The 20,980-nt window shown below is 58.9% G+C and carries 9 protein-coding genes; 3 read left to right on the top strand and 6 right to left on the bottom strand.

Annotation, left to right across the window (positions count from 1 at the left end):
- The 3 genes from ABIQ96_RS21075 to ABIQ96_RS21065 form a co-directional block, all read left to right on the top strand.
- A partial coding sequence (locus ABIQ96_RS21075) for an RHS repeat-associated core domain-containing protein (protein ID WP_348216616.1) occupies window positions 1-929 on the top strand: 929 nt, incomplete at its 5' end.
- A 2-nt stretch (window positions 930-931) separates the two neighbouring features.
- Window positions 932-1,912: a hypothetical protein gene (locus ABIQ96_RS21070; RefSeq protein ID WP_348216615.1), complete on the top strand. Its 981-nt coding sequence runs from the start codon at window positions 932-934 to the stop codon at window positions 1,910-1,912.
- A 468-nt stretch (window positions 1,913-2,380) separates the two neighbouring features.
- Window positions 2,381-4,468 carry a sulfatase-like hydrolase/transferase gene (locus ABIQ96_RS21065; RefSeq protein ID WP_348216614.1) on the top strand — a complete coding sequence of 696 codons (2,088 nt, stop codon included), beginning with the start codon at window positions 2,381-2,383 and terminating at the stop codon, window positions 4,466-4,468.
- A 108-nt stretch (window positions 4,469-4,576) separates the two neighbouring features.
- Here ABIQ96_RS21065 and ABIQ96_RS21060 read toward each other — a convergent pair whose 3' ends face one another.
- From ABIQ96_RS21060 to ABIQ96_RS21035, 6 genes are all read right to left on the bottom strand, one after another.
- A complete protein-coding gene (locus ABIQ96_RS21060) occupies window positions 4,577-5,365 on the bottom strand; it encodes a hypothetical protein (RefSeq protein ID WP_348216613.1) in 789 nt (262 codons plus the stop codon).
- Between the two features lie 105 nt (window positions 5,366-5,470).
- Window positions 5,471-8,323: an RICIN domain-containing protein gene (locus tag ABIQ96_RS21055; RefSeq protein ID WP_348216612.1), complete on the bottom strand. Its 2,853-nt coding sequence runs from the start codon at window positions 8,321-8,323 to the stop codon at window positions 5,471-5,473.
- 49 nt (window positions 8,324-8,372) lie between these two features.
- On the bottom strand, window positions 8,373-10,835 hold the full coding sequence (locus ABIQ96_RS21050) for a glycoside hydrolase family 95 protein (protein ID WP_348216611.1): 2,463 nt from the start codon (window positions 10,833-10,835) through the stop codon (window positions 8,373-8,375).
- A gap of 4 nt (window positions 10,836-10,839) precedes the next feature.
- The gene (locus ABIQ96_RS21045; protein ID WP_348216610.1) at window positions 10,840-13,431 is read right to left on the bottom strand and encodes a glycoside hydrolase family 2 TIM barrel-domain containing protein; all 2,592 of its coding nucleotides are present in this window, start codon (window positions 13,429-13,431) and stop codon (window positions 10,840-10,842) included.
- 64 nt (window positions 13,432-13,495) lie between these two features.
- Window positions 13,496-17,698, bottom strand: a complete 4,203-nt coding sequence (locus tag ABIQ96_RS21040; RefSeq protein WP_348216609.1) for an autotransporter-associated beta strand repeat-containing protein — start codon at window positions 17,696-17,698, stop codon at window positions 13,496-13,498.
- A gap of 282 nt (window positions 17,699-17,980) precedes the next feature.
- The gene (locus ABIQ96_RS21035; RefSeq protein ID WP_348216608.1) at window positions 17,981-20,794 is read right to left on the bottom strand and encodes an autotransporter-associated beta strand repeat-containing protein; all 2,814 of its coding nucleotides are present in this window, start codon (window positions 20,792-20,794) and stop codon (window positions 17,981-17,983) included.
- Window positions 20,795-20,980 lie beyond the last annotated feature (186 nt).

The raw sequence follows: 20,980 nt of genomic DNA, 5'->3' as shown, positions 1-20,980 counted from the left end.
CCTTGGATGCCACAAATCCGCTGAGAAAAGTCAACCTCTACGGCCACGATCTCATCTGCACGGATTCTTCCTCTTCCAATCAACCATCAACTCTCAACCATCAACTTTCCTACTACAGCTACGACGGCCTGGGCTCCGTAAGAGGCATCACTGATGAGAATGGCGATCTCCAAGAAACCTACGACTACGACTCATACGGCATCTTGATTGGCTTGGCGAAACGCAACCCTTCGACAGGCGAACTGGAATCTGCTGGTCCCACTAACCCTGCCATAAAACCAAGATCAGAGTTCCTCTACACCGGCGAGCAATGGGATGCGGATTTGGGAATGTATTTCCTCCGGGCGAGGTATTTGAACACAAATACTGGGAGGTTCCACACGCCGGACACTTACGAGGGACGCAAGAGCGAGCCACTTAGCCAGCATAAGTATTTGTATGTTCATGCCAATCCAATCAGCGGTATTGATCCGAGCGGCCACATGTTTTTGACGGAGTTGAGCGTGGTCGAAGGAGAGTTGATACGTGACAAAACGTCAGACAGCGAACGAGTGTCTTCTGAAGCAGTTCCCGTTAAAAACGGACTCAAAGAAATAATCAACAAATCGGGAAGGTTCACTTATCGATCAGCCAAGAAAGTTCGCGATATGTTGCCTAATAAAGAACTTTACGAAACACATCATATTATCGAGAAAAGACTTCTGGATAAAATTCCAGAATTGGCGAACCTATTAACAGAATCAGAGCTTCCTGCGGTTATTCTTGAGAAAGCAGAGCATCAGGTTATCACAAATGCATGGCGAGCTGCCTTTCCTTATGGTATTGAAGGAGCTGTGGAAAGTTCGCAGGTGATAGCTGAAGCCGCGAAAATTTACGCAAATTATCCAGTGCTATTCCAATCTGTTGAGACAATTCTAAGCGCGCTTTAAAAATGGATATTCAAATTACATTATCAATTTATGAAAGCGATTTAGAATTTTTGGTCAAAAATAAGTTTGATAGAAATTCTATTCCAATGACGGTAAGGCAATTAAAAATGCCGCAAGGATTTATTCCAAAATACACGATTGCATTTAATGATTTGAATGAAAATATACAATTATTAGCTAAAGCTACTCTAGGAAAAACTATTCAATTTTCGAAAGGCGATGTGCGCCCCGATGGATTCCAATTTAACACCAAAATAGTTCTGACTGATAAAGAACGAGAAGAAATCCGCTATTGCCAAGCGATTTTCCCTTTTGCGTCGCTGAACCAAGACCCTTTTGGTGTAAAGAAGCAATTTGATCGTAAATTATTAACGAACTTAGGAGGTGAGGGGCCTGTTCGGGTTTATCCAAACTTGAAAATGCACAAGAAAAAAATTCCAAAGCTGCGGACACCGTGTATTTATGAAATGAAATATGCTTTCTCAGAAATTGGATGTGACCTGGCAACCAAAAATATTTTAACGGAAATCCTACCTGAAAATCTCTTCAAGCCCATGGTGATTGGTGATTTCGCTAAGGAATTTCAATATTATCACATCACCGGAATGGAATACGCACCTAAGATCGCATTGAATTCATCAATACCATCATCTTCTGACTGGAAGGAAACTGCGAATGGTGATATATGGGGCAAGCATGAGCAGGGAGGATTGTTTAGCATGTCGAAACCTATTGGAGGTGGTGACTTACTCCGATTTAGAGATCCATTTTTCCTTCAGGCAAGCCCACATAGTATCGTATCAAAAGAGCTTCTTGCATTGATGCGTGCGAATAAAATTCTAGTAAATGACTATCCAATCATTGAACCCGGCACTTCATTTCGCGCTGAGTATGAAGAGAGGATGAGTAATCTTTTGAAGGTGATTAAAGTAAATCCAAAAAACAGATTGAGCATGCTGCGATTATATCCAGGTATCAAATAAGTGAACCCCACAAGCCAACCATAAGCCTTGGTCATGCAAATGAACCGTCCAAGCCGAAATCAATAGCGATGGACATGCCAATCTATTTGGAAATCGAAGCAGGAACGGCTTCTCGGCGGTTGAACTCCCTTGGACTCACGACCCGCGCGGCATCCAAGAGTCTTATTTGAGCGGTCAGCTGTGAGGACGCAGGGATGATCGGGGTGTTTCAGCACGAGTCCTCTCGCGCGCACCATGGGAGTTCGATGTTTCCCGGGGGGGCACGGTGACTGTGTGAATCGCGATGTCCGCATTTCGCGTGATCCGATTCTCTCGGGATGTCGGATAGGGAATCGGAAACCGGCATGGCTCAGGTTCCGTGGTTCTTCCATAAATTTCATTCGCCAAACGAGGCCTCGCGGGCGATCTCTGCTGGGTATTCGAAATAGCGGCGAGAGGTTGCCTACATTACGAAATCCCCAAGCACGCATGAAATTGTTATTTTCCGTTATCACCGCATTGGCCGCATTGGCCGCATTGGCCGCGTTCGGCTCGCCGCTATCCGCTCAGACCGTTCCGGCCAAGCCCAACGTGCTCTTCATCGTCATCGACGATCTGCGGGACTGGGTCGGTTATCTGGGGCACAATCCGCAGGCTCTAACTCCGAACATCGACCGGCTCGCCGCCCGCGGAGTGATCTTCACCCGCAGTTATTGCGCGTCTCCGTCGTGCAATCCTTCACGCGCCTCGCTGATGTCCGGAATGAGGCCCGGCGCGACCGGAGTTTATAACAACAACGACGATTGGCGGCAGTTCATCGCTCCGGAACTCACGCTCAACATGCATTTCCGCGCCAATGGATACGAGGCGCTGGGATCCGGGAAAATCTATCATGAGGGTTTCGATCGCTACCAGGATTGGGACGACTATCTGGTGGACGACGGCTCCAACCCCGCGGTTCCTTCCGGCCAAAGCGACGGTGTCGGTGGCATCAAGTTCGCCCCGCTCGATTGCAAGGACGAGGAACTGGAGGACTGGAGGATCGTCAACTACACCATCGATCAGTTGGGTAAATCCCACGACAAGCCGCTGTTCCTCGCGTGCGGTATCCACAAGCCGCACCTGCCGTGGAACGTGCCGAGGAAATACTACGACATGCACCCGTTGGATCAGATCGTGCTGCCTCCGCATCTGGCTCCCGGTGTGGACCTCTCCGATGTCCCGCCCTTCGGCAGGAAAATGGCGTTGGCGATTCCCGACCAAGCCCAGATCGTCAAGGCGGGTCGTTGGAAGGATGCCGTGCAGGGCTGCCTCGCCGCCATCAGCTACACCGACATGCTCGTCGGGCGGCTGCTCGACGCCTTGGATCAATCGCCGATGAAGGACAACACCATCATCTGTTTCTGGTCCGATCACGGTTGGAATCTCGGTGAAAAGGACCACTGGCGGAAATTCGCGCTGTGGGAGGAAACCACCCGCTCGCCGTTGCTCTGGGTCGTGCCCGGAGTGACTTCGCCCGGCACCGTTTGCGAACGCACGGTGGACCTGATGTCGGTCTATCCGACGCTGTGCGATCTCTGTGGCATCGATACGCCCGCCCATGTCCAGGGGACAAGTATCCGCACTTTGTTGCAGACTCCCGCGGCTCCCTGGGACACACCGGCGGTTTCCACCTACACCTTGAATTGCCACGCCGTCCGCGACGAAGGCTGGCGTTACATCCGCTACCGCAACGGCGACGAGGAACTCTACGACGAAACCGCCGATCCCAACGAGTGGAACAACCTCGCCAAAGACCCGGCCATGACCGCTAGAAAAGCAGGGATGGCGCAATTCCTACCTACGGAAAACTACATCCCTGCCATCCGGAAAATTGTCGTGGAGCAGCCGTTAGGGATCGCGATCCAAAATGCGGGAAATAGGAAATTCAGGGATGTGAAGATCGGCGGGCATGATGATCTTCAGTTTATGGTTAAAAACCGGTCCAATGAGAAACTGACCGGGCTGGCAATCTCGATTCAAGGTTCCGGGGAAGCTAACTTCAAGGTGATCGCCACCAAGTTGCCATCTGTCCTTGATCCGGGTGGGGAAGCCGTTTTCACCGTCCGCTTCGCGCCCCTAACGACTTTTCCGACCACTGCAAAACTGCGTGTTGACTACACCGGGGGTGAAAAGAGTCCATACAGGATCAAGCTGATGGGGGCGACCGGTGATGTCTCGCCGGAGATCGTTGTTTCCCAGCCGATCGGCAGCGATCTGAAGGACGGAAAGTCGCGGACCAATTTCGGCACCGTGAAATTGGGCGAAGGCGGTGTTAGCAAACTCTTCCGCATCAAGAATACCGGAACCGATGATCTTCGGAAAATCACTATCCTGGTGGATGGCGACAATCGCCACGACTTCACCGCCGGGTCTCCGGAGAAAACCACTCTGACTCCCGGGGCTGCCACCACTTTCAGCGTGAAATTCAAACCCTCCGCCCTCGGCAATAAGAAGGCGGCCATGCACATTAAAAGCAATGATGTGGATGAAAATCCGTTTGACGTCGACTTGGTCGGAACGGGAGCCAAGCCTTGATATCTCCTTTTGATCGAAGGGATGATCTAACCCGTAAACTCCACGGCTTGCTCGGGTATCAACATCGATGCCGCTGAATCAGTTCTTCGTTTCGAGGGGTTGTTGCTGCTAGTTTGGGAATTCATTCAATGCCCGCGAGTGGAGGTCTCCCTCAGGGAAGGCGGCGGCCCAGGTTGCGGCTGCCTGCGGGTCTTTCATGATCCACTGGTGCAGGATGGAAATGACGGCCTCGTCCTGCATGGTTCCCGGTTCCATATCTTTAGCCACACGGCAGGCAGCGGTGTGCGGATCGGACCTGGAAAGGACGAACGCCACGCGGGCCAGGAGCCGGTCGTGCCACTCGCCGCCCGGTTGGGTCCTGACCCAATCCAGGGCCGCTGTCGGCTCGCGATCCGCCCATTGCGCGGAGATATTTTCTAACAATCCTCCGCTGTCATCATCCTCTGATCCGTGGCGGAGAGCCAGCCCGAGGGCCAGGTGGGGATCGGATTCCGCCACCGCGATGCAAACCGTCGAGCTGATTTGGCGGCGGTCGGCCGCGTCGTCCAGACGGTCCGACCAAGCGAGCGCCTTTTCGGCATCTTTCCGGGCCCATGCCACGCAGAGTTGGCGCAGGAAGATGTCCCGGACCTCGCCGGGCGGCAGACCGAAGGCGAAATCCAGAGCATCCTCCGGGCCAGCATCGCTCCAGCGTCCGGCGAGCGCGAGAAGCCGGGCGTCGCGCCGGACCCGGTCCGTTTCACCGGCGATGCGGGAAAACTCCGTCAGGATATCCTGCGCCGTTGCCGAACGCTGAGGCTCCTGCCGGGTTGCGGCAGGTCGGGAACTCTCTGCCTGCGGCGCTTCATGCCGCAGGCGCACGATCCAGCCGGTGGCCACGATACATGTGGCTAGCACCCATCGGAATTTAAAGCGGAGCCATTGATCGAACATACCCTGAAGAGAGAATGGGCGGACCGCGCGCCGAAACGCCGCGGTCCGCCGGGAATCACGTGGTTCAACTCAAGGTGCGGTCGAGAACGACCACTGCTGGTTGTCGCCCCCGTTGCTCTGCCACTGGATGATCGTGGCGCCGTCGGCAGTACTGCCGCCGTTGACGTCGGCCAGCTTGCCGCTGTGGACGGCGGTGAGTTTGAAGAAGCCGTCGCCTGCGGGCGTGGCCGTCCACTTCTGGTGGTTGAGGCCATTCGCGGTCCAGATCTGGATCTTGCCGTTGTTGTTCATATTGGCGTTATCAACTTCCATGACGGTGCCTGAAAGCGAGTTGGCGATCTGGTATTGGCCGTTGCCCAAATGGGTGAGCGTCCATTTCTGGCTGTTGCCGCCGTTCCATCCCCACTGGACGAGTGCGGTGCCATTGGCAACGGCGCCGTTCTGTAGGTCCAGCGCCTTGCGGCTCTTGCGGCTCGACACCCGATAGGTGCCGTTGGGAATCGTGCGACCGGTGTCGGTGAACAGCCCGAGCTCGGCGAGCTGCAGACTGGTGGTGTTGCCGTTGTTAGCGGTGATGTTCAGCCGGTAATAGCGGTAAGAGCCGGAGCTGGCGATGGGGTAGGTATTCAGCTGAAAGCGGTAGGCGAACGTTTGGTTGCTTTGCGTGTCGAGCGTGGTCCAGGCCGAACCGTCGTTAGAGCCCAGGAACTGCCAGTTCTTCGGGTCGCGGTCGGGCAGGTCATTCGCGCTGGTGACGGTGTAGCGTTTGATGGTCTGGGCGTTGCCCGAGCCGAAGTCATATTGAAGCCAGCCCGTGGTGCCGATGCCGTCGAACCACTTGCTGCCGGGAAGGGTGTCGAAAGCCGAGGCGGGAGCCTGCGAGCCTGGCGTGCCGGTGGGATTATCGCTGGAGGTGGCCGTGCCGGCAAAGGCGACGTTGACCATCGGGCTCACCGGCGTGGCGTAGTCTTGTGCGGAGTTAGTGCCTTCGCCGACGGCGTTCACCGCGCTGACGACGTAGTAATAGGTGGTGCCGTTGCTCGCCGTGGCATCCACGTAGCTCGGCGCGGTGACGGTGGCGATCGTCGTGTGAGGACCGCCGCTGGTGGTGGCGCGTTTCACTTTGTAACTCGTCGCGCCGAAAGACTCCGACCAGCGCAGCGGCACGCGGTTTTCACCGGGCGCGGCGAGAACGGAAAGCGGTGCCGAGGGCGCGGCAACCGGGGCGGCGCCGTTGCCGGTGGTGATGCTCACATTGCTGAAAGTCGCCGTGCAGAGGGTGCCGGGTTTGTTGGAGGTCACACACAGGCCGAGATAGGGCGAGGTGCCGAGATTGTCGTAGCGCCCGATCACGAGCGTCGCCCAGCTCGTGCCGTCGGGCGACGCATAGGTGGTGACGATGTTTCCGAGTCGCTCGATCTTCACCCACCAGGAAGGTTGGGTGATCGGGTAGCCTTGTTTTTCCCAGTTCGAGCCGCCATACATTTCCGCCCAGCCGTGGAAATAACTTTCCACGACACTGTCAGGCTTGAGAGCGACCCAGGCCTTGGCCGTAGGGGTGGCATTGAGGTCGGAGCGAATCATCACGCCTGCCTTGTTGTTGGTGCCGAGGTTTTGCAGGGAATCGACCTTTGCTATCAGCGTGCAGTCGCCGGTGACCTGTTTGTAAACGTAGTGGAAGGCTTCGGAGCCGTGGGTCCAGATGTCGGTGCCCGCGCCGTTCACCGTCCAGATTCCATTGGTGTAGCTGGAGCTGCCGGCGGGCGAGGCACCGCCGATGTCCGTGCTGGTCATGCCCGTGCTCACCAAGCTTTGGCTCGGGAAGGCGATGGGCGCGGGTGGAGTGGCCGTCGAGCTGTCGGCCGACTTGAGAAACATGAAGGCGTCCATGTTTCCCGGCTGGGACGCGAGCTTGCGGTTGATCCAAGGTGCTGGGAGGCCTTTGCGTAGTTCGTAGTGACTCTTGAGGATATCGAACGGCCGGGGCTCGGCGGTGTAGCCGGGAAGGTCCCAAGGCCCCATGTAATATTCGTCGGTGGTGCCCATTGGCACGAAGGAAGTGGGCGCGCCGAGGACGTAGCGGCAGTAGTATTCGCCCATGGCAAGCAGGCGCTGGTCGAGTTCGGAATAAACGTCGATGCCCTGTTTCCAGAAGATCTCCGCCGAGAAGGCCAGTGCCGAGATGTGGTTGTATGCGTGTCCCGAGTCGCGGGCGGTTTCGCCATGTTCGCCGTTGCTCAGGGTGTTCCGGAGGCCGGTAGAGGCGAAGGTGCGATAGAGATAGAGCGCCTTGTCCATTTTAACTTGGTCGTCGCAGAACGCGGCGATCGCCGTGCCGGCCGCCAGGCTCAGCGCGCCCTTGTTAGTCGGACCGAGCGTATTCCCGCCCAGAGTCCAGTAAACGTTGCCGAAGAGGTTTTTCACGGCGTCGGTGTCGGTCTGGGTCCATCCCGACCAGGTGCCGCGAAGGATGTCCGCGCCGCCGGTGAAGCGGAATGCGTAGTCGCCAAGGTCGAGGTTGGCCTCCATGCCGGTGAAGCTCGTCTGGGTGTTCGCCCAAGCGAGCAGGATGTCGTGCGACTTCTGGGCATACTGCGGATTGCCAGTGAAATACCACATGCGCGCGAGGTTATAGACCGCTGTCATGTCGTTGCGCCACTGGTTGAGGTTGACGTTCGGATTGCGGCTGACGTTCGCGAACGGTCCTTGCATCCCATAGCCGAGGGAAGAATGCGAGTCGCCGGCAAGCGCCGCGTAACCGGATTTCCACGGTTCGGTGTTCAGGTTCGCCTTGAGTGTGGTGAGGTCATCCAGCGTGAGCGGCACGCTCGGATGGGTGTAGGCGCTGGCTGGCGAGATGCCTGCGAGCGGACACACGATTGCGACGAGCGTCCTCAGGGACGCGATTGGGTTTTTTGTCATGTTTGGTTTTTTGTTATGCGATGAGAAGAGATAGGTGGGTTTCTCCGGTTCAATGGGGAGCCGCCTGCGGGGGCTGATCGAGGAAGCGGAACTTGCCGAGATCGGCGTCGAGCACCGCCGCTTGTCTGGGAGACAGCTTCAGATCGAGGGTGCGGCCCGCATGGCGGACTTTGGCATCGCCGCCCTTTTCGCTGGATAGTCTAGCCGATGTGAGCCGGCCGTTTTTCCACGCGAGATCGACGACGAAGCCGCCCCGGGCGCGCAGGCCTCTCACGGAGCCGGTCGGCCAGGCGGAGGGAAGTGCGGGCAGCAGGTCGATGAAGTAGTGGTCCTGATTCGGGGCTTTGGGGTCCTTGTAGCGTTCGTTGCTTTGCAGCAGCATTTCGGTGATGCCGGCGGTGGCGCCGAAGTTTCCGTCGATCTGGAATGGCGGATGGGCGTCGAAGAGATTCGGATAGGTGCCGCCCTTTTCCATGACGACCTTGGTTTCCATGGTGGGCCGGAGTTGCTCTGCTAGGATTTTCGCGGCGTGGTCGCCATCGTGCAGGCGGGCCCAGAAATTGATCTTCCATGCCTTGCTCCATCCGGTGCCGTCGTCACCGCGTTGTTCGAGGGTTTTCTTCGCGGCGGCGGCTAGGTCGGGTGTGCCGTTGAAGGTGATCTCGTTGCCGGGATGGAGTCCGTAGAGGTGGGAAACGTGGCGGTGGTGGGGATCATCGGTGTTCATGTCCCAGTCCTCGCCCCATTCCATGAGTTGGCCTGCCTTGCCAATCTGAGGGGGGCGGATGCGGTCGCGGGTGGCTTCGAGTTTTTTGCGGAATGATTCTTCTCCCCCGAGGACGGCTGCGGCTTGGGCGGTGTTGTTGAGGAGATCCCAGACGATGGATTTTTCCATCGTGGCTCCTTCGCAGACGCTGGCTTTGATTTTAGTGTCGGTGATGAAATTGTTCTCCGGCGAGCTGGATGGGGAGGTGATGAGTTTGCCGTCTTTTCCTTCGACGAGTTGGCTGAGCCAGAATTCCGAGGCACCTTTCATCGTCGGATAGACGGAGCGGAGATAGTCCTTGTCGCGGGTGTAGGCGTAGTGTTCCCAAAGGTGTTGGCAGAGCCATCCGTTGGAGCCGAACCAGACGCCCCATGACAGTCGCGCGCCGGGGCTGGCCCAGCCCCAGACATTGCTCTTCGGGCCGGTGACCCAGCCTGGGGTGTTAGGTCCGAAGTAGGCTTTGGCGGTATTGCTTCCGGGTTCTGCCAGGCTCTGGATATGCCGGAGCATCGGTGTGTGCATTTCGCTCAGGCCCGTTTGTTCCGCGGGCCAGTAGTTCATCTGGAAGTTGATGTTGATCGTATAGTCGCCGTTCCATGGCGTATTCAGCCCTTCGGCCCAGAGGCCCTGCAGGTTCGCGGGGGCGGGGTTGTCCGGACGGCTGCATGAGATGAGGAGGTAGCGGCCGTATTGGAAGAACAGTGCCGCCAGGGCGGGATCGGATTTTCCATCGCCATAAGCGCGCACGCGTTCGTCGGTGGGTTTTTGCGCCGCTGGCGTGGTGCCGAGGTCCAGCTTGACGCGTTGGAAATATTTCCGGTGATCGGCGAGGTGAGCGGCCTTGAGCTGTTCGTAGCTTTTCGCTGAAGCGTCGGCCAGTTGTTTGCCGGCGAGCGCGGGATCTGCGCCTTTGTAGCCTTGCTTGAAGTCCATCACATAGGATGTGTTAGCGGAGGTCAGGATGATGGCCTCGTCCGCGCCTTCGACGATCAGCTTGTCGCCATCATTCCGAACGGTTCCGCCTTTGGTCTGGACGCGGGTGTGGACCTGATAGTCGAGGGAGGAGCCTGTGTTCCCGGTCATGACCAGTGTGTCGGGGGCGACGAAACGGGTCCGGGCCTTCTCGGCGCGTTTGAGAATCAGCTCGAAGCTAACACTTTTTGGCATGCTGGCGGTGACGCGCTGCACGAGCACCTTGTCCGGCGCGCTGGAGAAAAATTCGCGCTGGTATTTGGTATTTCCCACTTGGAATTCCACACCGGCGAGCGCCTGATCGAGGTCGAGCCAGCGCCGGTAGCCGGTGGGGTGCCCCGCAGGGAGGCGGAAATGGAAGAGCAGATCGCCGAGTTCCTGATATTTGCTGATGTCGTAGTTGGCCTTGCAGGTGAGGTGATCGTTGCAAAGTTTGACCGCCTCATTGTAGCGTCCGTCACGGATCGTCTTGCGGATTTCGTCCAGAAACCGATAGCCGTCCGGTCGGTTCGCATCGGGCTGCGGGCCGCCGGACCAGACGGTGATGTCATTGAGCGCGAGGCGTTCGTTTTCCGGCTGGCCGAACACCATCGCGCCCAGTCTGCCATTTCCGATAGGCAGTGCTTCGATCCATTGGCTCGCAGGCTTGTCATACCAGAGCTGGCTGGACGGATCGAAGGTTTTGCCGGAGGCCGGGCTCTGACCCAAGGAAACCGAGGATAGTCCGGCGAGAGCTGTCGTGCCGACAGTGAGCAGTGATTTGATGAGGTTCATAATGCTATCTAGCAAGCGTGCCGGTGGCGGAGAATTCGGAGATGCCGGGGGGGGGTCCAGCGGGGCTGCCGGTGAGGGTGACACGCACGAAGCGGCCGGTCGTTCCGGATGCTGCGTCATCGGTGCGCTCCTTCGTGGTCGCGGTGGATTTCGTCCGGTCAATGGCGGGCTTCCATCCTTTGCCGTCGTCGGAAACCTCTATCCGATAGCGCCAATCGCCCTCCTCCGGGAAAGTCAGCGCGAATTTCTGAATCGCGACGATTCGTTCCAGATCAATGCCCCACCACGCGTTCGATGCGGTGGCGGCCAGCCAGGAGGTTTCCGGGTCTCCATCATTCGCAAGCCCGCCGCTGTAGCCGGGAGCTTCGCTGCTCGCGCGTGTCGGATTGTGCGGGCCGTAGGTAGCAGCGGTGCCTTGGCCGCTCTGTTCGGTCACTGGGCGATAGGCGCGCGGTTTCACCGGAGGAGTCTCGCCCGCCACATAGGCGGGGCCGCCGCTTGAGGTGATCGTGATAGACGCGTCCTTTAGCCCCGGCGAGCTGGCGCGGATGACGGTCGTGCCGGCATGATAGGAGCGGAACTCGATGGCGGCCTGGCCGTCACGGATCGCGATGTCGGACTTCGGCTCGAAAGTGATCGACGGGCCGGTGGGGAACTCGCCCGGACCGGACTCGATGGACAGCGTGACGGGAACGGAGTTGCTGATAGGCTTGCCTGAGGAATCTACTACCGTGACGACGACCTGCGAATCGTCCGTGCCGTCCACATGATCGAGTGTCGTTTTGTCGGCTGTGAGTGTGAGTCCGGCTGGCGTGCCTTGCTGCGGCCACTCGGGGGGCGGGACCTTGGTATATTCATTGCGATACCAATACCACGAGCGCTTCGGCAGGCGGTAATAATCAACGAGGCCCATCGCACCGAAATTCCGGCCGGCGATGCTGCCATGGTCGAATCCGCACCAGATCGCCTCTCCGCTCCGCCATGGCATGCGCCACGAATCCGGATTGCCCTTGGTCGCTCCGGGAGTGGAGGGGAGTTCGCCCCAGCCTGATTCATATTTGCCGGGACGGTCCGCGATGGTGGAGCCGTATTCGCTCACCACGCTTGCGACGCCGGGGTTGACGAACAGGCGGGCACCGTCGCCATTGTAACCGGCGATGTCGCCAACTTTGTCGAAGTCCCCGCGCTGGCAACCGCCGATGGCCGCCGGACGGGTGGGATCCAGCTTGTGGGTTTCATCGATGAGTTCCTTGAGAAACTCGCGTACCTTTGGCATTACCTTGTTATCTGAGAAAAACGGCTCGTTGCTCATGCTCCAGACGACAATGCTCGGATGGTTGCGGTGGATGCGGATCATCTCCGCGAGCTGTTGTTTCACGCTCGCCTCGAAGGGTTTTCCATCGGCAGGATTCACCGGATAGGCGCTGCAATTCCAATAGCCGTCACCCTTGAAACCTCCGGTGCCCCAGAACGCGTTTTCCGACCAGAACAGCATGCCCTGTTCGTCGCAGGCCCGTGCGAAACCCGGCGCGTGCGGATAGTGTGATCCGCGGATGAGGTCGAAGCCGGCTTCCTTCATCATTCTAACGTCGCGAGCCATCCCGGACTCGGTCACCGCGTCGCCCCATCCGGCGTGGTCCTGGTGCACGTTCGCGCCTTTGAAATAGCGGTGCTTGCCATTGAGGAAAAATCCTTTGTCCGCCGTCCATTGGATCGAGCGGAATCCGAATGATGTCTCGTAACTGTCCGCCGGTGTCGCCCCGTCCGATACGGTGCTCACCGCCCGATAGAGCGCCGGGGTTTCGGGCGACCAAAGCTTTGGATTTGGAAGTGCTGCGCTCGTCTGGTCGAAGGTCACCGTCTTTCCGGGAGCAATCATCTGAGTCGCACTCATGCTGGCCACGACCTTGCCGGATGGGTCGATGATCTCGGTCCTGAGCCCGCAGGTTTTCGCTTCGGAAGACTGGTTCACCACTTCTGTTTTCACGTTGGCGGTGCCGGACTCAGTGGACACCTTCGGGGTTGTCACGAACGTGCCATACCAGGTGACGTGGAGAGGATTGGCCGCCACCAGCCAGACGTTCCGATAGAGCCCTCCGCTGAAGGTGTGCTCGCCGGCACGGGGAGCGAGTTGTGCGTTCCAAAGGTTGTTGAGCCGCACGGCGAGCACGTTCCTGCCGGGTTTCGCCGCCTTGGTGATCTCCACTTCAAAGCCCGTGTAGCCGCCCTGGTGGGAGCCGATTTTTTTGCCATTCAGGAAGATCTCCGCATCCTGGAACGCGCCCTCGAAGTCAAGGAACAGGCACTTGCCGTCCGATGTATCAGGCAGATCGAAGGTTTTCCGATACCAGCCGTAGCCGACGTAAAACGCATTGCCCGCTGCGAAATACGGCATGCTGAACGAATGCGGCAGTCCGATGTTTTCCCACTTCGTGTCATCAAACGCCGCGGCTTCCGCTTTCGCGGGATCTCCCAGTTGGAATTTCCACTCGCGGTTGAAATTCAGTTTTTCTCGTATAGGCGCGGCATCCCGGGCATGCAGGAATGCGGATGTTAGGATGGTGGTCAGCAGGATGGAGGCGAACTTCAGGGACATGTGATGATGAAAATTTCGGGAGTGTCAGATGATCGGGAGTGGAGGAATCGGCTTAGGCACCTTTTCATGGAACAGCGATCCGGAAAAAGCAGGGCTGGGATGTTGGGTGGGGCTGGCTGAGGGTGACGGGTTGGCCTGTCCCGGGGATGTTTTCCTGGATGGTGGTCCACGAGTTGGAATTGAGGGTTTCAGAGCTCTGGAGGCGATAGAGTTTGCCAACGACGCTGGGGAAAGTCAGGTGAACGTCCGTGCCTTCGCGAGTGATTGCTGCTACCTTGAATACGCTGTTCGGATCGTTAGGGACGGTGCCGGCGGCGAACTCTTGAGCGTTGGTGCTACCGTCGCCGTCCGGGTCGGCGGAGTCGGCGGCGTTGCCTGCATCGGCGATCGTTCCGAAGTTGGCCGAGCGCCAGTTTTGGAGGGTGGTGTAGGTTGCCGCACTGGACTCGTTAGAGTTGCCGCTGGCTCCACCGGGATTCGACGCGGTGACGACGTAGTAGCAGGTGGTGCCATCTTCGAGGCTGGTGTCGTTGTAGTTAGTCGCGGTGGCGCTGCCCTGCGGGGTGTAACCGCCGCCGCTGGTCTGCGAGCGCCAGACGGTGTAGCTGGAGGCACCGCTGGAGGCGCTCCAGGTCAGGGATGCGGAGGCGTTCCCGCCGGTCGCTATCAGGCCCGTCGGGGCTGCGGGCGGTGGCGGAACGAGTGAAACGGCCACTGCGATCTGGCCGGCATTGTTGACGAGCGTGCCAGCCCATCCCGAGGGCATTTGCAGTTGCAGGTTGGAGAATGTGCCTTGAAACGATCCCGAAAAGTTCACCAGCGGATAGGAGTTGCCGGGTGTTAGGCCCGCCGCGCCGTTAAGTTTCACGGTGCAGGCGCCGTTCACAGTCACGTTGCCCGTGGAGATCAATGGCGTGGTGGTGCTGGCTACGTTTTGAAATTCCAACGTCGCGCCGGCGGCGGTGGTCAGGCTGGTAAGCAGCGCGGAACCGCCGGATGTGTTCGCGATGCCAAGGGTCGCGCCATTTGCCACGGAGTATGCGCCGTTCGCCACTGAAATGGTAGAGACCACTAGTGCGCCCGAGTTCACGAGGGTCGCGCCGGTGTAATCGTTCGCGCCCGTCAAGGTCAGCGTGCCGCTGCCCACCTTGGTCAGGCCGATGGTGCCTGTGCCCCAGCGGTTGTTGTGGAGGATGCCGGAGAAGGTGGTGGAGTGGTTGTTAGCGCCAACACTCAGGCTAACGTTCATCGGGCTGGAATTGTTGCCTTGGAGAAGGCCGTTGCCGGAAAGCGAGCCAAAGCTGATGGTGCCGGTCGTGAACTCGATGCTGGTGCGGCCGGTCTGGGTATTGTTGAGCACCAAGTCCGCATTGGCGTTGCCAGCGGTGGTGGAAGCGAAACGGACGTAGTTTTGGTTGTTGGCGATGGTGATGGCACCGTCGCTCATTGTGTTCGCGCCCGTGAGATAGATGGAGCTGATGTTAGGGCTATTACCCAATGTTAAATCGCCGCTGCCCGAAATGCCGCCGCTCAAGGTCAGATTGTTCGCGCTGCCGAGCTGGATCGCGCTGCCCGTGCCGGACACGACGATGGAGTTGCCAAGCGTGAATCCGGCGCTGTTATTCAACGTGCCGCCGCTGAGAGTCAGTGCGCCTGTGCCGAGTGAGCCGGCGTTTCCTATCGTGAGCGTGCCGCCGCTGTGAGTGGTGCCGCCGCTGTAGGAATTCGCGCTGCCGAGTGTGAGCGGGCCACCGCCTTGTTTCACCAACCGGGCCGTGCCGGAAATCGCGCTGCCGCTGATCGTGTAGTTCTTCGTCAGGTTGTTGATAAAGATCGGACCCGGCGAACGGCTGGCGGAGAGGTTGATCGTGGTATTGGCTATGGCGGAATCGTCGAAGATCACCGCATTTCCGTTAGCATAGGTCGCGGATACGCCGCCGTTGGACCAGTTTGCCGTCGCGGTGTCCCAAGTGCCGTTCACCGCGCCGCTCCAGAAGAGGGCCGTCGCCGCCGCAGCGCTTGGCACCACACTGACCTCGGGTGAATCCCCACCTTCTCCGGCGGCACTGACAGCGGACACGACGTAGTAATAAGTCAGTCCGTTCGTTAGGCCGGTATCCGTGAAACTCGGAGGGGTCGTGGTTCCGACCGTCCCGTAGCCGCTTCCGCTGGTGGTGGAACGTTTCACGTTGTAGCTGGTCGCGCCGCTCGATGCCGCCCAGAACAAGGTGGCCTGTGCAATGCCGGGCAACGCCGTCACTCCGGTCGGTGGCAAGGGCAGTGGGGGAGTGGTCACATTGTCCTGCGGGGAATCCGGGCCCTCGCCAAAGGAGTTCACCGCGCTCACCACGTAATAGTAGGTGGTGTTAGGGGTGACGTTCGTGTCCAGATAGCTCGGATTGGCTAGGCTGGTGACGATGGTGGGGTAGGGGCCGCCGCTGGCTGTGGCGCGTTTCACGTTATAGCTCGTTGCTCCAAACGAACTCGTCCAACGCAACGGCACGCGGCCTTCGCCGGGTGATGCCAGCAGCGAAAGCGGCGCATCGGGCGCGGCGAGGGGAGCGACGCCATTGCCGCCGGTGATGCTCACATTGCTGAAGGTCGCCGTGCATGGCGTGCCGCTGACCAGCGACGTCACGCAGATGCCGAGGTAGGGCGAGGTGCCCAGGTTTTCGCAGCGCCCCACCGCCTGGGTTGCCCAGCTCGTGCCATCGGGCGAGGCATAGGTGGTGACCATGTTGCCGAGCCGCTCGACTTTCACCCACCAGACGGATTGGGAAATCCCGTAGGATTGGGCTTCCCAGTTAGATCCGCCATACATTTCCGACCAGCCGTGGAAATAGGTTTCAACGTGGCTGTCGGGCCGGATGGCGACCCACGCCTTGCACGCGGGGGTGGCGTTGAGATCCGAGCGGATCATCACGCCCGCTTTTGCCGTGCTGGTGGTGTTTTGCACCGAGTTGACCTTCGCGATCATCGTGCAATCGCCAGTGACCCGCTTGTATAGAAAGTGGAACTTCTCGGTGCCGTGCGTCCAGATGTCGGTGCCCGCGCCCGATACCGTCCACACGCCGTTGTTATAGGTGCCGCTGCCCGACGCGCCATTGATGTTCGTATTGGTCAATCCCGTGCTCACCAGGCTCGCGCTGGGGAACGTGATCGCCGCGGGCGGAGCCGCCGTCGAGCTGTCGGCGGACTTCAGGAACATGAAGGCATCCATGTTTTGCCCCTGCGTGGCGAGTTTGCGCTCCACCCAAGGCGCACTCATGCCCTTGCGCAGGACGTAGGCGCTCTTGAGGATGTTGAAGGCCATCGGCTCCGCCGCAAAGCCCGGGGTGCCCCAGTTAGTTAGATAGTATTCGTCGGTCGTGCCCATCGGGACGAAGGTGGGGGGCACCAGCAGGTTTTCGCGGACGTAATACTCGCCCATGGCCAGCAGCCGGTTGTCGCTCTCGGCAAACACGTCGATGCCTTGCTTCCAGAGCACCTCCGAGATGAAGGACATGGCGAGGATGTGAGCGTAGGCGTGGCCCTCGTCGCGGCCGGTTTCGCCGTGTTCGCCGTTGCTCAGCGTGTTACGAAATCCGGTCGAGGCGAACGTGCACAGCTCATAAACCACCTTGTCTAACTTTGTCTGGTCGTCGCAGAACACGGCGATCGCCACGGCGGCAGCCAGGCTCAAGGAACCTTTGTTAGTCGGCCCGAGCTCGTCGCTGATCAAACTGGTGGCCGGCCAATACACATTGGCGAAAAGGTTCTTGACCGCGTCGGTGTCCGCCTGCGCCCACCCCGGCCAGGTGCCGCGCAGAATGTCCGCACCGCCGCCGAAGCGGTAGGCATAGTCACCCAGGTCGAGACCGCTCTCGATGCCACCGAAGGAGGTCTGGGTGTTGGCCCAGGCGAGCAGGATGTCATGCGCCTTTTGCGCGTAGGCAGTGTTGCCGGTGAAATACCACATGCGCGAGAGATTCCAGATCGCAATCATGTCGCTGCGCCACTGGTTGAGGTTGGGATTGGTGCCGCTCTCGTTGCGCCCCACATGCGCGAACGGCCCCTGCATGGTATAGGTGAGGGATGAGTGCGAGTCGCCGGCCAGTAGCGAGTAGCCGGTCTTCCAAGGCTCTTCGTTGGCCTGGACTTTAGCCTTGATCGCATCGAGGTCCGTCACCGTGAGCGGGATGCCGGGATGGGTGAAGGCACTGGCATTGGGGCAAATCGAAAGGGAGAAAAGCACCCCCATCAGAAACGTAAGGGCGGTTTTCATCATGCGGTAAGTCTGGGGAAGGCGTGTCCGCTCGTCCCTGAGTGAGAGCGTTCAGAAATAGGGCAAGTGGTATTTTGTATGAACATCTTCAACGGATGGGTTTCATTGGCGTCACGAATCCGCGTAACATGCTGGAACGGTTATCTGCAGGGATCTGATTTCTGATAGTAAATGAACGGGCTTCGTTCCAATGAATGAAGTGTGTCATGTGAAAATTAAGCCGGCCGCCACGGAGAAACCCAATAACGCCGCGACGGCCGGCCCATCTCCAATTGGAAATTCTTTTCAACATCTGCGTCGGCGTAACAACACCAGCGGGCCGAGGCCGCCCATCAGTGCCGCACCCGGTTCGGGAACCACGGTGACGTAGCCTGTTGCGGTATCGAACACCGCGGACTGACCCACGTCCAAGCCGCTGAAGTTCACCGTCGCGAAAGTTCCTCCGTAGGTGTCGAAGTTGAAGATCTGGACGGAGCCGCCGTTGGCATACGTGCCGCCGGAGAACAGCAGATTCAGCGTGCCTCCGAATGTCACAGCTTGGCTGCCGGCACCTCCTTGCGCGAGGTCATAGGAGTTGATGCCTAACGTGATATTGGTGAATTCGAAATTGGAAGCCGCCGAGCTGCCGAATGTTAGGTCGTTATTGAAAGTCATCGTGCCCGGTGAGTTGCCGATGGCGAGCGTGCCGTTGACGTTAATCGCACCGGTGACGGAACCTCCCGAGCCGGTGAGCGACTGCGCGGATCCCAAGCTAAAGCCACTCACTGCCGACACATTGAAATTGCCGCCGTTGATTGAGATCTCGGACGAGTTGGCGATCGAGCCGGTCGAGGCGAGTGTTAGGCTGCCGCCGCCGATCGTGGTTTTTCCGGTGTAGGTATTCGCATTGCTTAGTGTCAGTTTACCTGTGCCAACCTTTGTCAGGGCGAGATGTGAGGTGCCATTTGCTGCCAAGACGCCACTGAAGGTGGTGTCGGTGTTCAAGGCACCGACACTCAAGGTGGCAGTCGTTCCAGATGCGGCTATGTTCGCCAGATCACCGCTGCCAGAGAGCGAACCGAGGTTGATGGTGTCTGTGCCGAAATTGAACCGGGTGCGCTGGGCAATTGTGTTATTGAATACCCAGGCCGCAGACGCGCTGCCCGCGGAGGCACTGAGAAATTCCAACGACGTGTTGCCGCCGTCCTCGGTAAATGTGCCGGTATAGCCGCTGTTGTTGCCGCTGAGTTGTAATCTCCCCGTGAATCCGGTCGGACTCTGTCTAAGATTGCCGCTGCCCGTGATGTTACCGCTCAATACCGGATTGAAACTGTTGCCGGACTGTATGATCGATGACGCTGTAACATTGATGTTATTGGCGACGGTAAAGTTTCCGCCGGCCATCCCCAAAGTGCCGCCAGCAAGTGTTATCGCTCCCGTCCCAACCGGGCCGCTGGTTACGGTTCCGCTGGTTGGGGTGGAACTGGACCCAATCACCAGGGTGCCGGCGTTGACCGTCGTGCCGCCGCTGTAGGTGCTTGCCGCGGATAGCGTCAGCGTGCCGGCGCCGCTCTTGGTTAGGCCGCCGCTGCCGGTAATGCCGCCGCTGGTGCTTGCTATGGTCAGCGTGCTCGACCCGACCGTCGTGATGATGGCTTCCCTGCTGCCGAAATCCAGGGTCAGGCCGCTCGCACCAATCGTGGCATTGTTCTGGAAGAGACCACCGTAGTTGCCACCAGTGCCACCATTTGAGGCGGCTGCCGAGGTTGTGGTCACCATGAGCGCACCGCTGTTAATTGTCAGCGTGCCAGTGCCATCCACGCCGGTGGTGCCCGGGCTGCCGGAGGCAGCGGTGGCACTGTTCAAGATAAGGGAATTGATCGTCGTCGCGGCATTGATGCCGGTCGCCGACGTATCGGTGATCTTCACGTTGTTCAACGCACTCACACCACTCGTGATCGTGTTCGCATAGGTGGTCAAGAGCTGGACGCCCGCTCCCGTGCCGCCCGTGGGGTTGTAGGAAACAAAGTCGGTGCCGAGACCCGAGGTTAGATTCGTCGTTCCTTGAAGATAGCCGTTGTCGCCGATGGCGTAGGGGAGAATGGACGTCGTGGTGGAAGCGAGCGATCCGCCGCCGCCGACCACCGTGGGAGCGGTGGTGAAGTAAATATTCTGCGGCTGGCCTGTGTTATTGGCATCGATATTCGTGGAGCCGCCCAGGTTTCTGCCTCGGAACAAGACGGTCGCACCGGCGGTGCGTGTCAGTGTGCCGCTGAATCTCACCGCCGACCCAAAGCCGCCGTTTGTCGCCCCATCCACCGCCAGCAGGCTGGACCCCGAAGCCAAGGTGAGATCGTTCGTAAACACGTCGGTTGGGCTTCTAAATGTGCCTACCAACTTGGCCGTGCCGCCGTTCAAGGTGAGGCTCTTGGCGATGGTCGTTGTGATGTTCCGCGTGTCAGTATCAGCGCCGAAGGTGAATGTGCCGCCAGCATTTACGGTAACATCGGAGTTGGCGATGGTGTAGGGTCCTGCGCCGGTGGAGCCGAGACTGAGCGTGCCCGCGTTTATAACCGTAGAGCCTGAATAGGTGTTGTTTGCATTGAACGTCAATGTGCCGGCACCGCTCTTGGTGATACCGAAGCCGGTGCCGCTGATGAGCGCAGTGGAGGTGAGCGTTGCGCCCGACCCGACGTTCCACGACTGATTCGCACCCAGAGCCACGAGGCCGGTCAGCGTGGTCGTGCCGGAAGACAATGCGCTGGCGTCGATGCCGCCGGTACCGAGAGACAATGTGTTCGCGCCGGTAGCCACCGTGTAGCCGGTGGTGGTGAATTGCAGGCCGAGGGCGTTGATTGCGGAGCCGAGAGTCACCGTGCCGGAGGTGCCAGCGAAGAGACCGGTGTCTCCCGTGATCGTGTTGGTTGTCCACGCCTGATCCGCAGAGGCATTGCTCCAGTTGAGGGTGCTGGTATTCCACGGGCCTGTGCCGCCGAAGGTGCCGTTGAAAATCGCGTCTGCGTCCCAAGTGAGCGATGCGGCGTGGATGGAGGATGCCACCGAAAGCGCCATCACAAACGTGGTGGCGGCGATGGAGAATGGGAAACGTTTGGATTTCATGGCGATGCCGAGGGTGGGTTTTTGAGTTTCGATTCCGGCAAACGGGGTTATCCGGTGATTAGGAACCATTGATGAAACTCGGGGGCGTAGGGAAGAGGCACGACCACTTTCCATGGTAAAGGCAACTGGTGCGGGTCTGGTGCGTGGCGGAAAATCCCCGTTGTCCGCCATGCGGAGGACAACGGG

Source organism: Luteolibacter sp., assembly GCF_039920825.1.
Taxonomy (GTDB): Bacteria; Verrucomicrobiota; Verrucomicrobiia; order Verrucomicrobiales; family Akkermansiaceae; genus Luteolibacter.
Note: the sequence above shows the minus strand (reverse complement) of the source record. Positions and strands in the feature narration are given on the sequence as shown.